The organism is uncultured Paracoccus sp., assembly GCF_937873615.1.
Lineage (GTDB): Bacteria > Pseudomonadota > Alphaproteobacteria > Rhodobacterales > Rhodobacteraceae > Paracoccus.
This window is the reverse complement of sequence record NZ_CALMYP010000017.1, coordinates 192,937-207,896: the sequence shown is the minus strand read 5'-3', so window position 1 is coordinate 207,896 and position 14,960 is coordinate 192,937. Positions and strand designations below refer to the sequence as shown.

At 68.1% G+C, this 14,960-nt stretch carries 7 protein-coding genes; 1 reads left to right on the top strand and 6 read right to left on the bottom strand.

The genetic code is table 11. The features are described from left to right. Nucleotides 1-2: 2 nt before the first annotated feature. Nucleotides 3-3,446 (top strand): pyruvate carboxylase, encoded by a 3,444-nt coding sequence (locus tag Q0330_RS05915; protein WP_299475872.1) that lies wholly within the window; start codon nucleotides 3-5, stop codon nucleotides 3,444-3,446. Between the two features lie 45 nt (nucleotides 3,447-3,491). Here Q0330_RS05915 and Q0330_RS05910 read toward each other — a convergent pair whose 3' ends face one another. From Q0330_RS05910 to Q0330_RS05885, 6 genes are all read right to left on the bottom strand, one after another. After that, on the bottom strand, nucleotides 3,492-4,976 hold the full coding sequence (locus Q0330_RS05910) for a di-heme oxidoredictase family protein (protein ID WP_299476091.1): 1,485 nt from the start codon (nucleotides 4,974-4,976) through the stop codon (nucleotides 3,492-3,494). A 147-nt stretch (nucleotides 4,977-5,123) separates the two neighbouring features. Beyond that, on the bottom strand, nucleotides 5,124-5,609 hold the full coding sequence (gene bfr, locus Q0330_RS05905; protein WP_299475869.1) for a bacterioferritin: 486 nt from the start codon (nucleotides 5,607-5,609) through the stop codon (nucleotides 5,124-5,126). Between the two features lie 16 nt (nucleotides 5,610-5,625). Beyond that, nucleotides 5,626-5,877, bottom strand: coding sequence for a (2Fe-2S)-binding protein (locus Q0330_RS05900; protein ID WP_299475866.1), 252 nt, complete (start codon nucleotides 5,875-5,877; stop codon nucleotides 5,626-5,628). Between the two features lie 36 nt (nucleotides 5,878-5,913). After that, nucleotides 5,914-7,152 carry an imelysin family protein gene (locus Q0330_RS05895; RefSeq protein WP_299476088.1) on the bottom strand — a complete coding sequence of 413 codons (1,239 nt, stop codon included), beginning with the start codon at nucleotides 7,150-7,152 and terminating at the stop codon, nucleotides 5,914-5,916. Nucleotides 7,153-7,318: 166 nt separating this feature from the next. Then, entirely contained in the window at nucleotides 7,319-9,472 is a 2,154-nt protein-coding gene (pbpC, locus tag Q0330_RS05890; protein ID WP_299475863.1) for a penicillin-binding protein 1C, read from the bottom strand. Next, nucleotides 9,447-14,939 carry an alpha-2-macroglobulin family protein gene (locus Q0330_RS05885; RefSeq protein WP_299475860.1) on the bottom strand — a complete coding sequence of 1,831 codons (5,493 nt, stop codon included), beginning with the start codon at nucleotides 14,937-14,939 and terminating at the stop codon, nucleotides 9,447-9,449. The genes pbpC and Q0330_RS05885 overlap by 26 nt, the downstream gene beginning before the upstream one ends. Nucleotides 14,940-14,960: the final 21 nt, after the last annotated feature.

The following is a 14,960-nucleotide window of genomic DNA, read 5'->3' as shown; positions in this document are numbered from 1 at the left end:
CCATGCGCGACATTCGCAAGATCCTGATCGCCAATCGCGGCGAGATCGCAATCCGCGTCATGCGGGCCGCCAACGAACTGGGCAAGAAGACGGTCGCCGTCTATGCCGAGGAAGACAAGCTGGGCCTGCACCGTTTCAAGGCGGATGAGGCTTACCGGATCGGCGAGGGCCTCGGCCCGGTCGCGGCCTATCTGTCGATCCCCGAGATCATCCGCGTCGCCAAGGAATCCGGCGCCGATGCGATCCATCCCGGTTACGGCCTTCTGTCCGAGAACCCCGAACTGGTCGATGCCTGCGAACGCGAGGGGATCATCTTCATCGGCCCGAAGGCCGCGACCATGCGCGCGCTCGGCGACAAGGCAAGCGCGCGCCGGGTTGCCATTCAGGCCGATGTTCCGGTCATCCCCGCGACCGAAGTGCTGGGCGAGGATTTCGACGCCATCAAGCGTGAAGCCGCCGAGATCGGCTATCCCTTGATGCTGAAAGCCAGCTGGGGTGGCGGCGGGCGCGGGATGCGCCCGATCAACGGCCCGGACGAGCTGGTCGAAAAGGTCCGCGAGGGCCGGCGCGAGGCCGAGGCCGCCTTCGGCAATGGCGAGGGCTATCTGGAAAAGATGATCCTGCGCGCCCGCCATGTCGAGGTGCAGTTGCTGGGCGACACGCATGGCGGCCTCTATCACCTTTACGAGCGCGACTGCACCGTGCAGCGCCGCAACCAGAAGGTCGTCGAACGCGCGCCCGCGCCTTACCTGACCGATGAACAGCGGCAGGAAGTCTGCGGGCTGGCGCTGAAGATCGGGCAGGCGGTCGGCTATCAGAATGCCGGCACGGTCGAATTCCTGATGGATATGGACAGCGGGCATTTCTATTTCATCGAGGTGAACCCCCGCGTGCAGGTCGAGCATACCGTGACCGAGGAAGTCACCGGCATCGACATCGTTCAGGCCCAGATCAGGATCGCCGAGGGCGAGACCCTGGCCGAGGCGACCGGCGCGCCGACCCAGGCCGATGTCACCCTGTCCGGCCATGCCGTGCAATGCCGGGTCACGACCGAGGATCCGCAGAACAATTTCATCCCCGATTACGGCCGCATCACCGCCTATCGCACCGCGACGGGCATGGGCATCCGTCTGGATGGGGGCACGGCTTACGCGGGCGGCGTCATCACCCGCTTCTACGATTCGCTGCTGGTGAAGGTCACTGCATGGGCCCAGACCCCGGAACAGGCGATCCGCCGCATGGACCGGGCCCTGCGCGAATTCCGGGTGCGCGGGGTCTCGACGAATATCGACTTCGTCATCAACCTGCTGAAACACCCGACCTTCCTCGACAATACCTATACGACGAAATTCATCGACACGACGCCCGCCCTGTTCGAGTTCCGCGCCCGCCGCGACCGGGCGACGAAGATCCTGACCTATCTGGCCGATATCACCGTGAACGGGCACCCCGAGACCGCCGGCCGCGCCGCGCCGCCGGCCGAGGTGCGCCCGGCCGTGGCGCCGAAGCCCCGCGTCTCGTCCCCGCCGCCCGGCACCCGGCAATTGCTGGAGGAAAAGGGTGCGCAGGCAGTGGCCGATTGGGTCGCGGCGCAGTCGAAGCTGCTGATGACCGATACCGCCATGCGCGACGGCCACCAGTCGCTGCTGGCAACCCGGATGCGGTCGATCGACATGATCCGGGTGGCGCCGGCCTATGCCGCCAACCTGTCGCAGCTCTTCAGCGTCGAATGCTGGGGGGGCGCGACCTTCGACGTGGCGTATCGCTTCCTGCAGGAATGCCCCTGGCAGCGGCTGCGCGACATTCGCGCGGCGATGCCGAACCTGCTGACTCAGATGCTGCTGCGGGCCTCGAACGGGGTCGGCTATACCAATTATCCCGACAATGTCGTGCAGGCCTTCGTGAAGCAGGCGGCGGAAACCGGCATCGACGTGTTCCGCGTCTTCGACAGCCTGAACTGGGTCGAAAACATGCGCGTTGCCATGGATGCGGTGGTCGACAGCGGCAAGATCTGCGAGGCCGCGATCTGCTATACCGGCGATATCCAGGACCCGGCACGGTCGAAATACGACCTGAAATATTACGTTTCGATGGGTAAGGAGTTGCGCGACGGCGGCGCCCATATCCTCGGGCTGAAGGATATGGCGGGGCTGTTGAAACCCGGTGCCGCCGGTGTGCTGGTCAAGGCGCTGAAGGAAGAGGTCGGTTTGCCGATCCATTTCCACACCCATGATACGTCCGGCATGGGTGGGGCGTCTTATCTGGCCGCTGCCGCTGCAGGCGTCGATATCGTCGACGGGGCCATGGATGCGCTCTCGGGCAATACCTCGCAGCCGACGCTGGGGTCGGTGGTCGAGGCGCTGGCGCGTTCGGACCGCGATACGGGTCTGGATATCGGGGCGATCCGCGAGATTTCCAACTATTGGGAACGTGTGCGCGAGGATTACCGGGCCTTCGAATCCGGCCTGCAGGCCCCGGCCTCGGAAGTCTATCTGCACGAGATGCCGGGCGGCCAGTTCACCAATCTGAAGGCGCAGGCGCGTTCCCTCGGGCTGGAGGATCGCTGGCACGAGGTGGCGCAGGCTTACGCCGATGTGAACCGGATGTTCGGCGATATCGTGAAGGTCACGCCGTCCTCGAAGGTGGTGGGCGACATGGCGCTGATGATGGTCAGCCAGAACCTGACCCGCGCCCAGGTCGAGGATCCGGGCGTCGACGTGGTCTTCCCCGACAGCGTCGTGGACATGATGAAGGGCAATCTCGGCCAGCCCCCGGGCGGTTGGCCGCCGGCGCTGCAGAAGAAGATCCTCAAGGGCGAGGCCGCCTCCACCGCGCGCCCCGGCGCCACCATGGCCCCGGTCGATCTGGAAGCGACGCGCGCCGATCTGTCGGCGCAGATGGAGGGCAAGAGGGTCGATGACGAGGATCTGAACGGTTACCTGATGTATCCGAAGGTCTTCCTCGATTACATGGGTCGGCATCGAACCTATGGTCCCGTGCGCACCCTGCCGACGCGGAACTTCTTCTACGGGATGCAGCCCGGCGATCAGATCGCCTGCGAGATCGACCCCGGCAAGACGCTGGAAATCCGCCTGCAGGCCATCGGCGAAACCGACGAGAAGGGCGAGGTGAAGGTCTTCTTCGACCTGAACGGCCAGCCCCGCAATATCCGTGTCCCGAACCGGGCCGAGGGTGCCGCAAGTGCCGCGCGACCCAAGGCCGACCCGGCCAATCCCGGTCATATCGGTGCGCCTATGCCGGGCGTGGTGGCGACGGTGGCGGCGGTGGCCGGCCAGAAGGTCAATGCCGGCGATCTGCTTCTGACCATCGAGGCGATGAAGATGGAAACCGCCATCCATGCCGACCGCGAGGGCATGGTAAAAGCCGTCCATGTCGGCCCCGGCCAGCAGATCGACGCCAAGGACCTGCTGATCGAGTTGGAATGAGCGCGTAGAAGTGAGAAGCAGGCGCCGCGATTGCGGCGCTTGTTCCTATAGCGATTGCAGCCAGGCGATCAGCGCCTCGCGGTCCTCGGTCGGCAGGGTGATCACCGCGTCGCGCGCAGTTTCTGCCTCTCCGCCATGCCAGAGGATCGCTTCCAGCAGCGTGCGCGCGCGGCCATCGTGCAGATAGCTTTCGACGCCGGTCACCTGAGCGTTCAGCGAAACCCCCCAGAGCGGCGCGGTGCGCCATTCGCGCCCCGTCGCGCGGGATTCCGGGCGGTTATCGGCCAGCCCTTCGCCCATGTCGTGCAGCAGCAGGTCGGTATAGGGCCAGATCAGCTGAAAGCTCTGCTCGGGCTGATCGTTCAGGCGGTGGGTGACGAATTTCGGATTGTGGCAGGAGGTGCAGCCGACCGTATAGGCGATCTCCTTGCCGCGCAGCACCTGCGGGTCGTCGAGTTTGCGGCGCTCCGGCACGGCGAGGTTGCGCGAATAGAAGGTGATGAGATCGAGGCTTTTGCCGTCGAGTTCCAGCCCGTCGCGAATGCCGTCTTCCTGCCCGGCGGGGGCCTTGCGGCAATCGGCCTGGGCTGCGGTGCATTCGCCGGACGGGTCGGGGGCCAGCGGGTTCGACAGGCCCATATCGCCGGCAAGCGCACCGGCCGATTGGGCGCGGATGGTGGCATTGCCGCCCTTGTGACCGAAGCGGCCCAGCATCGGGCGGTCGAACTCGGCCGACCAGACGATCTGCGGACGACCGGAAATGCCGTCGCCATCGGTATCTTCGGGATCGGCAAGCGCCAGGACATCGGCGACCGGCACGGCCTCCAACAGGCCCAGCCCGATCATCTGCGGCGCCACCCGGGCCGACAGCATCAGCCCCTCATGCGGGTCGCCGTAAGCCGGGTTTTCCAGCGCATAATCGGGCGCGCGCAGCGAAACCGTGCTGCCATCGGCCAGCGTGACCGGGATCTCGGTCCAGCGGATGCCCATCTTCGCCTCGGCCAGATAGCCTTCAAGCGCCAGATCCTGCAATTGCCCGCCATAGACGGGATCGGGGCTGGTCGGGATGTAATCCGGGATCGCCGGCTGCGGATCGCCGCCCGGCACCGACAGGCGCAGGAAGGCGGATACGCGGCTGTCATCGGGGCTGTCCGGCATATGGCCGCGCCCGTCCTTGATGTGGCAGTTCTGGCAGGCCCGCGCATTGTATAGCGGCCCGAGCCCGTCGCTGCCCTTGGTCGAGGACGGCGCGCCGACCCAGAGCTTGCGGAAGATGCCATTGCCCAGCTTGAACTCCATCTCGCTGGTGCGGGGCATATTGGGCGAGAATTGCGAGAACGCGTCGGCATTGTCGGTGAAACGCGTGGTCGCGGCACCGGCAGGGTTCTGCTCGAATGTCTCGGGCGCGGTGAAATCCTGTGGCGGGGCGGTGACGCGGGCGATGCGCGCGCTTTCCTCGGCGTCGCGCGGGATAATGTTCAGATGCGGCTCGCTCTGCCAGTCGGGCAGGGCCTCCTGCGCGGCGGCCATGGGGGGCAGGGCGGTCAGGGCAAGCGCAAGGATACCCGCCCCTCCGGCGGATGCGAAGGCGGAAACAGGATGAATTTTCATGGCAATCAGCGGGTTGTGGCCGGGGGCCGGGATTGGGCGGGCGGCTGATGTCGCCCGCCGGAAGTCTTATTCGGCTTCGTTCGCCGGTTTCGCGTTCAGCAGGCCGAAATTCTGCGCGCCGATTTCGTCATGCAGCGCGATCTGGGTTTCGAGGAAGTCGATATGGCCTTCCTCATCCGCGATCAGATCCTCGAACAACGCCTTCGAGACGTAATCGCCGACCTTCTCGCAATGGTCGCGCGCCTCGATATACAGCGTGCGGGCGTCATGCTCGCCGGCCAGATCGGCCTCCATCGTCTCCTTGACGTTCTGGCCGATGCGCAGCGGGTCGAGCTTCTGCAGGTTCGGATGCCCTTCCAGAAAGATGATGCGCTGGATCAGCCGGTCGGCGTGATTCATCTCCTCGATCGATTCGGCGCGGGATTTGTCGGCGATGCGGCCGTAACCCCAGTCCTCCTGCAGCCGGTAATGCAGCCAATACTGGCTGACGGCGGTCAGTTCCGACCGCAAAGCTGCGTTCAGGTATTCAATAACCTTTGCGTCGCCCTTCATTCCAATTCCTTTCCTGTCAGCCTGCCGCCGTCCGGCGCAGACCTGTCAATACTGCCGGCACAGGCTGAGCCTCGCCGACAGCGAACCCGTCCGCCGCGCGCATCTGGGCGACGAACAACTTCATGCAGCCGCCGCAATCGGCGCGCTTGCCGAGCGCGTGATAGATCTTGCCCGGCGTGACGATGGTATCAGGGTCGGCAGCGCGCATCCAGCCGACCGCGGCACGAATATCGTGGTCGGTGATCTGGTTGCAGTGGCAGACGATCATGACAAAAATCCTTGTTTCTCTGATCCTTGAGGCGGCTTACTGGAAAACCGCCTCGGGGTTGTCGAGGCTGTCGGAACCCTCGAATTCGATGCCGTCCTGGCCGAGCACGGCGACGGCCCGCTCGATCGCCTGGGTCTGCTTGACCAGCCCGTCGATGGCGGCGGTGATGACGGCCTCGCCCTCGGCATTGCCCGGTGCCAGCATCTGGTCATAGGCCATGCCGCCCTCGGCCTTGTCGCGCAGCGCGCCAAGGGCCGCCATGGTCGCATCGAGATCGGTCTTCAGCGCCGTATCGACCGAGGCGTCCTTTTCGGCCACCAGATCCGACAGCGACGGGCCGGTGATTTCGGTGCCATCGGTGCGGGTATAGCGGCCCAGATAGACGTTCTGGATGCCCAGCCCGTCATAGTAATGGCTGAAATGGGTCTGGTCCGAGAAACAGTCGTGTTCTTCCTCGGGGTCGTTCAGCATCAGGCCGAGCTTCATCCGCTCTCCCGCCTGTTCGCCGTAAGACAGGCTGCCCATGCCGGTCAGCATGGCGCTCAGCCCGGCCTGCGGGTCAGCGGTGACGGTCTTGCGCGCGGCCCCGTCCTTGCCCCATGCGCCGACCATTTCGTGAAGATCCTCGATCAGCAGGTCAGAGGCCGCGACCAGATAGGCGGCGCGGCGGTCGCAATTGCCGCCGGTGCAGCCCTCGCCCTGCACATAATCCGTATAGGGCCGGTCGCCTGCGCCCGGGCCGGTGCCGTTCAGGTCCTGACCCCAGAGCAGGAATTCGATGGCGTGATAGCCCGAGGCGACATTGGCCTCGATCCCGCCGGCCTCGTGCAGGGCGCGGATCGTGTCCGGGGTGATGGTGGCGGCGTCCAGAACCTCGGTCCCCAGATCCAGCGAGGGGGTGGCGATGACATTCAGTTGCGCCAACTCGTTATCCTCGGCCGAGGGGGTGTCCTCGGCGACATAGTCGATCAGCCCCTCGTCCAGCGGCCAGGCATTCACCCGGCCTTCCCAGTCGTCGACGATCGGGTTGCCGAAGCGATAGGCCTCGGTCTGCTGATAGGGGACGCGGGCGGCGGTCCAGGCGGCGCGGGCGGCGGCAAGGGTTTCCTCGGACGGGGCCTCGACCAGGGCGCCGATGGCTGCGCGCAGGGCCTCGGCCGTGGTCAGGCTGTCGCCATAGGCGGCTTCCGCGATGTCGGCGTAATGCGTGACGACCTCATCGGGCGTTGCCGCATGGGCCGCATGGGCCGCAGAGGCCATCAGGGCGAGCGTCATTGCGGTCATGGTCTTGCGCAGCATGGGGTTTCCTTGGCTGGATTCTTATTTCCTAGTGTTTTCATCAGGCGGGGCGCCGGTTGTCAAACTGTTTCTGTCGGAAATGGGTGCGGCAGGAGGTCCCGGCAAGTGACGGATCGTCAAATCGCGTGGCAATGGGTGGGGATCAGGGGCGGATCATCCGCAGCCGGGCGCGGCGCGTGGTGCCGGTCGAATCGGTCACCGTCAGTTCCGACAGGCCGGGCGTGCCGGTGATCTGTGTCATCTGCTCGGGCGAGGCGATGGCGGCGGGCGCGCCGTTCAGAAGCCAGGTATAGGGCGGCACGCCGCCGCGCAGCCGCACCGGGATGCGACTGCCCGAGGACAGTTCCAGCTCGGCCCCGTCGGGTGGAAAGACGATGGTCAGGGGATCGGCCTGGCCGTTCATGGTCAGGCCGGCGGCGGCGGTTGCGGCACTGGTGCTGCCCGCCGGGGTGAAGCGGCGCAGGGGCGCGGGCAGGTTCGGATTGGCGACGATCAGCGTTTCGGGCGGCGGCGGCGGCAGCGCCTTGCGGCGCGCGCCCAGCATGTCGAACAGATCGAACAGCACCGGTGCCGCCAGATCGCCGCCGAAGGCCCCGGGCACCGGCGTGCCATCGGCCCGGCCCAGCCAGACCCCGGCCACGAAGCGCCCGTCATAGCCGATGGCAAGCGCGTCGCGATGGCCATAGCTGGTGCCGGTCTTGTAGGCGACGCGGCCCGCCGGGCGGCCTTGTGGCGGCGGCAGGCGCGACAGGATATGGCCGATCTGCCAGGCGGCGGCGCGGCCGACCAGCCGCGACTGCGCCCCGGGTTCGCCCTGCCTGTGGGTCTCGTGCAGGGCGACCGTCTGCCCGCCCTCGGCCAGTGCCGCATAGCCGCCGACGAGATCGTAAAGCGAAACCCCGGCCCCGCCCAGCACCAGGGCCAGTCCCGGGGTGCCGCCCTTCACCTCGACCTGCATCCCGGCGCGGCGCAGCGTGGCCATGATCCGCGCCGGGCCAAGCGCCTCGGCCACGCGGACCACGGGGATGTTCAGCGAATCCTGCAGCGCCCGGCGGATGGTGACGGTGCCACGGAAATGGCGGTCGAAATTCTGCGGCTGCCAGCGGCCGAAGATGGCGGGACGATCCTCGATCAGGGTTTCGGGATGGATCAGCCCGTCATCGAAGCCGAGCGCATAGACGAAGGGTTTCAGCGTCGATCCGGGCGAGCGCAGGGCCCGGGTCATGTCCACGAAACCGTCGCGCGGGGTGTCGCCATAAGCGGCGGTCCCGATTTCGGCCAGAATCTCGCCGCTGCTATGATCGGCGAGGATCGCGGCGGCTGAGACGCGGTCGGATTGGCCGGCCACCGCCCGCGCGATCAGCCCTTCGGCGGCGCGCTGCAACTGCGGGTCGATGGTGGTCTCGATGCGCAGGGCACCGGGGTTTTCGCGGCGCAGGCGCTCGGCCAGAAGGGCGGCATGGTTCGGGAAGGGGCGCCGCGTCGTGGGCATCGGGGCTGCGCGGGCCAGATCGGCCGCTTCGGCATCGAGGATGCCTTCCGCCTCGGCCCGGTCGAGGACGCGGTTGCGCGCGATCAGCGCCTCCGCGCGCCGGGCGGGGATGTCGGGGCGCCGGGCCTCGGGCGCTTGCGGCAGGGCCACGAGAAGCGCAGCCTCTGCCGGGGTCAGCCGCGTCGGTTCCTTGCCGAACCACATCAGGCTTGCGGCGCGCACCCCTTCGGTATTGCCGCCATAGGGCGCGAGGCGCAGGTACAGCGCCATGATCCCGGTCTTGCCGATGCGGCGTTCCAGCGCCATGGCCAGCCGCGCCTGACGCAGCTTGCCGCCCCAATCGGCGGTCGGGCCGCGTTCCAGCAGCCGCGCCGTCTGCATCGACAGGGTCGAGGCGCCCGAGATCACGCGGCCATGGCGCAGCGCCTGCGCACCGGCCCGGATCACGGCGCGCGGATCGACGCCCGCATGTTCGGAAAAGCGCCGATCTTCCCAGGCGATCAGCATCTGCCGGAAGCGCGGATCGACGCCGGCGGCGGGGGGCGCCAGCCGCCACAGCCCGTCCCCGACCTGAAAGGCGCGCAGCAGGCTGCCGTCGCGGGCCAGAACCTCGGTCCCGGTCTCGACCGCCAGCAGCGGCAGGGGGGTGGCGTCGATCCAGCGCCAGAAGGCCGCGCGCGCGCCATCCGCCGCCGCCGCGATCAGGCCAAGCGCCAGGGCTGCGGCGATGATCCGGCGACCGGCGCGGCGGGCGGGGTCGCGCCGCCGCGCGTCGCCCTCAGGGGACGATGCTTGCGGTCGCACTGTCGGTCCAGCCCCGGCGTTCCGGGCGGTAGAAGTCCGAAACCGTCGCCGCCGGGTGGTGGAACTGCCCCGGCGTGACCGCCCGCAGCCGGTAGGCCAGCTGGAACGAGGAAGTCCCGCTCCATTCGACCGAGGCCGCGAAACGGTCGGCCCGGAACTCGGTCATTTCGGTCGAGGCGGCATTTTCCAGCCAGTCGAGGCCGGACAACTCGCCGGCTTCGATCAGGTTCGGATTGTCGATCTCGAACCCCGCCGGCAGCGGATCGGTGACGATCAGCCGCCCGCCGCTTTCGTCGAAGGGCTGGATTTCCAGCACCGCCACCAGCCGTTGACCCTGCGCCATCAGGCCGGGGTCCAGCGGCTCGCCCTCGGGGGTGAAATAGCGCCGGGTGATGCTGTAGGCGGTGCCGCCCGCCGTGATCGCATCGACCGGCACGGCGGTGGCCGAGATGGTGACATCGACCGGGCGGTTGCCGATATTGGCGATGGGCAGCGCCAGCGGCGCCGAGGCATCCCCCAGATCGGCCACCGGTGCGTTCAGCGCCGCGCCGCCCAGGGTCACGCCCTGACCGGGATCGTCGCCGGCGACAAGCGCCTGTCCGGCCAGCACGGTCCAGAGCGCCTCCTGCGTCGACAGGGTGCCGCGGTCGCGGGTGGCGATCTGGCGGGCCATGCCCGATGCCAGCCGGTTACGGTCGATCTGCTGCGATCCGGCCTCGGCCGCCAGCGTCAGCACCGCCGCGCTGTCGCGCAGATCGGTGCCGAAATCGCGGCGCAGGCCGGGCCGGTCGGTGTCTTTTTCCAGCAGATGGGCGGCATGGGCGAACATGCGGTCGGCGCGGGGCTGATCGCCCAGGAAGGCAAGTGCCGCGCCAAGCTGGGCGGCCGCCATCGGCGTGGCGAAACTTTCGCGGCCGGTATCGGCATAATAACGCAGGTCGCTGACCACCGCCGCGCGTTCGCGCGCCAGCACATAGGCGGCATAGGCCATGGCGGCGGCCTCGTCCGGTTCGGCATATTGCGCCTCGGAGGCGGCGTTCAGCCGGTTCTGCAGATTGGCGAGCGCGCGGCGGAAATTCGCCTCGGGCACGTCATGGCCGGCGGCGCGCGCGCGCGACAGGAAATCCGTCGCATAGGCGTCGAGCCAAGGCTCGCTGCCATAGGCCGCACTCCACATGCCGAAACCGCCCGGGGATGTCTGCCGGGTCAGGATCTGCTCGATCGCATCGTCGATGCCGCGCGGCAGATCGCCCGGCATCGGCGGTGCATTGTCGGGCATCAGATTGCCCAGATAAAGCTGCGGCATGGCCGCCGAGGTCAGCTGTTCGGTGCAGCCATAGGGATAGCGCCGCAACAGGGTCAGCGCCGCCGGGATATCGAGCAGCGCATAGGCCCCGACCGAGGCGGTCAGCCGGCCCGAGCCGGGCTGGAAACTGCCGAGCGAGGACAGATCCGGGCTGAGGCTCTGCCCCGGCGCAAGGGTCAGGCGCAGGGCGCGGGTCACCGGCTCGTCATTGACGATGATCGGGATCTGCAGGTCCTTGGTGACCGTGCGCCCGTCCGGCAGCCTGGCCGAGACGCGCAGCCCGGCCGGCCCCTCGATCGGCGGTGCGCTGAGCGAGAGCGAAAGCGGCAGCCGCTCGCCCTCGGTCAGGGTGACCGTGGCGGGCAGGTTGGCGGTGCCGATGGCCGGGCCGTTGCCCTGCGGCTCGACCGAAAGTGCTACCTCGCCCGGCGGGCCCGAGACATGGGCCAATGCGATCTGGGCCGTGGCGGTGTCGCCCGGCGACAGGAAGGCCGGGGCGGTGACGGTCATCACCACCGGGTCGCGCACCAGCATGGTCCGGTCGGCCTGACCGACGGCCTTGGCGGTCCAGGCCACGGCCATCAGCCGCACCTCGCCGTTGAAATCGGGCAGCGGCACCGCGACGGTGACCTTGCCAGACGCATCCAGCGTCACCGGGCCCGAGAACCAGGACATCAGCTTCTCGGTCGGCGGCGGCGCGGCAGTGGCACTGGCGCCGGCATCCCCGCCCGAACGGATGGCGCCGTCAGCCGCGCCCGAGGCCAGGATCAGCCGGCCATAAAGGTCGCGCAGCCCGACGCCCAGACGACGCTGGCCGAAATAGTGATCGGTGGCCGAGGGCGGCTGATAGCGGGTCAGGTTCAGGATGCCCTGATCCACCGCCCAGATGGTCGCGTTCACCGTCTCGCCCGCAGCCGCGCCGGTCACGCTCAGCGTGACCTCGGCCATCTGGCGCGGATCGGTCTGTTCCGGCGCGCTCAGGGCCACGTCCAGCCGGCGCTCGCCCGGATCGACCATGGCCGGCGCAAGGCCGAGCGTGCGCATCGGCGCATGACCGGCATCCTCACCCACCGGGCGGATGGCGCTGACCGCGACATAGACGCCCGCACCCCATTCGTCGGTCACCGGCAGATCGACCGTATTGACGCCGGCCTTCGCCTCGACCGCCTGCATCGCGACCAGCCGGTTCGACATGACCGAGATCAGCGCTGCCCCGTCCGAGGGCGCTTCGAAGGTGACGGTCGCGGTCTCTCCATGGCGATAGGCGGGCTTGTCCAGCGTCACGCGCAGCCGGTCGGGACTGTCCTGCGCGCCGCTGGCCGAACCCCAGCCGGCATAGAAGAGGATCGAGCTTTCGGCCCCGTTCGGGGCGTGCACGACCAGTTCGAATTCGCCCCATTCGACGGCGGCTTCGATCTTGCCCGGCCCGGCGCCGTTCAGGGTGACCTTGCCCGAGGCCACGGCGCTGCGATGGGTGATCGCCTCCCACTGCCAGTCGCCGTCGATGGAATACCATTGGTAATCCGATTCGACCCGGTTCAGCTGCCAGCTGTAATCGCCCGCGACCGGCTGCAGATCGGGGCCGAGCGCCACGACCGAAAACGCCGCCGCGCCGCCTTCGGGCACGGTCAGATCGGCGAAATCGGGCTTGATCCCAATGTGCCCGGCGGCGGGCAGGATCAGCGCGGTATCGGTGCGCTCGACCGGGCGGCCGGCACCTTCCAACACGTCGAGCCGGACCGTCAGGTTCCAGGGCCGGGTCGCCTGCGCCATGGCCGGCGGCAATCCGGCCTCCAGATGATAGACGCCCTCCGCATCGGTGGTGCCGGCAAGCATGCCTGCGCCCTGCGGCTGGGTCTCGTCATGGCGGCCGAAGACATAGCCCTCCCAGCCCGGCAGGCTGCGCGCCGGGCTGAGCGTCAATTCACCCTCGACCGGCAGATCGGCGGCAGGGGCGCCGTAAAGCCAGCGTGCGGCGATATCGGCGGTCACCTTCTGCGACAGGGGCAGCGGCGCGTCGGGCAGGTCGAGATCGAAATCTATCCGCTCGGGCAGGAAATCCTCGACCAGCATCCGCAGGCTGGCAAGCGCCGGCCCGTCTTCCTCGACGCGCAGCTCGATCTGCCAGGCGCCGCGCGGTGCGGTGGCGGGGACCGGGAAATCCAGCACATAGCCGCCAGCCGGGGCCGGGACCGGCATCAGCCGGGCATATTCTGCGCCATCGGGGCGCAGGACGGTGGCGGAAAGCGGCAGCCCCTCGATCGCCTCGGCCAGCCCGTTGCGGGTCAGGATGGTGGCATGGGCGGTTTCGCCGGCGCGATAGGCGCCACGGTCGAGCGTGGCGAAGACATCGACGGGCGGGGCCGGCGGATTGCCCTCGACCCCGCGATCCGACAGGTCGAATTCGGGATCCATCAGCGACAGGATGCTGAAATCCGCGACTGTCTCGCCGTCGAGACGCGAGGCGGTGATCAGCGCCGGTTCCGCCGCCGCGCGGCCACGAGTCAGCCCGGCGTCGAAATGCGCGAATCCGTCCGCATCGGTCATGGTCTTGCCCAGAACCGCATTCCCGCGCGAGATCAGCGCGACCTCGACCCCCGCCCGCGCGGCGGCGTCCGAGAGGCCGCGCACCGCGACGGTCAGCCCGTCGGTGCCCGAAAAGCTGGACAGGCCCAGATCCGAGACCATGAACCATTGCGTCGCCGCCGGCGCCTCGTCCTGGTCCACATTTGGCAGGGCCGCCGACAGCGCATAGATCCCCGGCTCCAGCGGGCCGGCCTCATGGCGCAGGTCGAGCCGGGTCGCCACCTCGGCATTGACCGGATGACTGCCGCCGCCCGGCGGCGGCGCGACGCTGGCAAATCCGGTCCAGACCTCGTTGCCCAGTTCCGAGGTGAAGCGGTTCGCGCGCCAGCCGTCCAGCGGCGTGCCGAACATCTCGTCACGCAGGGCCTGCACCAGATTGCGGTCGGACATGCGGTAAAGCGTCAGTGCGGCTTCGTCGGTATTGACCGTGTAAAGCGTCAGCCCGAGATCGCCCGAGGCCGGCAGCACATAGGCCCGGCCCGGGAAACGGACCGCCGGGCTGCGGTCGGGGATATAGGCGCTCTGCTGGACTTCGCGGGCCAGCTTGTCGCCGTCTTCCGAGGGCATTCCGGCGCGCATCGTCACGGTGAGATCGGTGCCGCGTTCCATGCCGGTCACGCAAAGCTCGCTGCCATTGGCCTCGATCCCCAGGGTCTGCTCGGGCAGGCCGACAAAGGGCCGCAGATCGGCATTGCGCGCCAGCCGGTCCGAGAATTGCACGCAGAAGCGCGGATCGGGCCCTTCGGCGCGAACCTCGCTGTCCTGCACGCGGAAACCGTAGCGGCCTTCGAATTCGTCCATCAGCGCGGCGATCTCCGGGGCAGCTGGATCGCCGCTGCGCAGGGCACCCAATCCGTCGCGGCCCCGGTCCATCTGTTCCGCCGCCTGCGCCCAGAGCGCCAGATAGGTCGAGATATCGCCCGGGGCGCGCAGCCAGGCATTGGTCGCCGCCGACAGCGCCAGCCGGCGCTTTTCGCTGGCGTCGTCGGCATCCCTGGCATTGGCGGTCAGCACCCGCGACAGCGCCGCCCAATCCTCGGCCGCATCGGTTTCGGCTGTCAGCATGGATTGGACACGAATCTTCGAATTGCTGGTAGAGTTGACCCAACCCCGCAAGGTCTCGCGCAGGTCCAGAACGCTTTGCCCATAATTCGGGTAGGTCTCGCTCAGGCTCGCGGCCTGCGACCGGGCGGCGGCGATATCCGAGTCCCGCAGCCAGTCGCCCGCCGCGTTCCGGCGTTCTTCGGCGCGCGCGACCACCTCGGGATCGGCGCGCAGCACGGTGCCCGACAGCGCCCCGTCGAAGCGGATCGGTGGTTCTGGATTGGCCTTCGGAAAACAGGCCCGCGCCCCGGCATTATAGGTGACGGCGGTGCAGGCGTCGTTCTTCAGGCAGGATTGCAGGCAGGCGGTCTGGTTGATGTCGAAAATCGGGCCGAGATCGCCGCCCGGCATATCGAAGCCGTTCTGCAGGGGTATGCGCCGTTCGGGAATTGCGTTCTGTGCCGAAACGGCCCCGATCATGCCGAGCCAAAGGCAGATCGCCCCGATTGCGGCGAAAGCCGAGCTGCGCATGACGTCCCCCAGACAGGTGAA

Bases quoted from the DNA above. Each gene is read 5' to 3' on its own strand.
- Q0330_RS05900 (WP_299475866.1), bottom strand. From the start codon at position 5,877: ATGATCGTCTGCCACTGCAACCAGATCACCGACCACGATATTCGTGCC.
- Q0330_RS05895 (WP_299476088.1), bottom strand. From the start codon at position 7,152: ATGACGCTCGCCCTGATGGCCTCTGCGGCCCATGCGGCCCATGCGGCA.
- Q0330_RS05885 (WP_299475860.1), bottom strand. From the start codon at position 14,939: ATGCGCAGCTCGGCTTTCGCCGCAATCGGGGCGATCTGCCTTTGGCTC.
- Q0330_RS05915 (WP_299475872.1), top strand. From the start codon at position 3: ATGCGCGACATTCGCAAGATCCTGATCGCCAATCGCGGCGAGATCGCA.
- bfr (WP_299475869.1), bottom strand. From the start codon at position 5,609: ATGAAGGGCGACGCAAAGGTTATTGAATACCTGAACGCAGCTTTGCGG.
- Q0330_RS05910 (WP_299476091.1), bottom strand. From the start codon at position 4,976: ATGGCCGCCGCGCAGGAGGCCCTGCCCGACTGGCAGAGCGAGCCGCAT.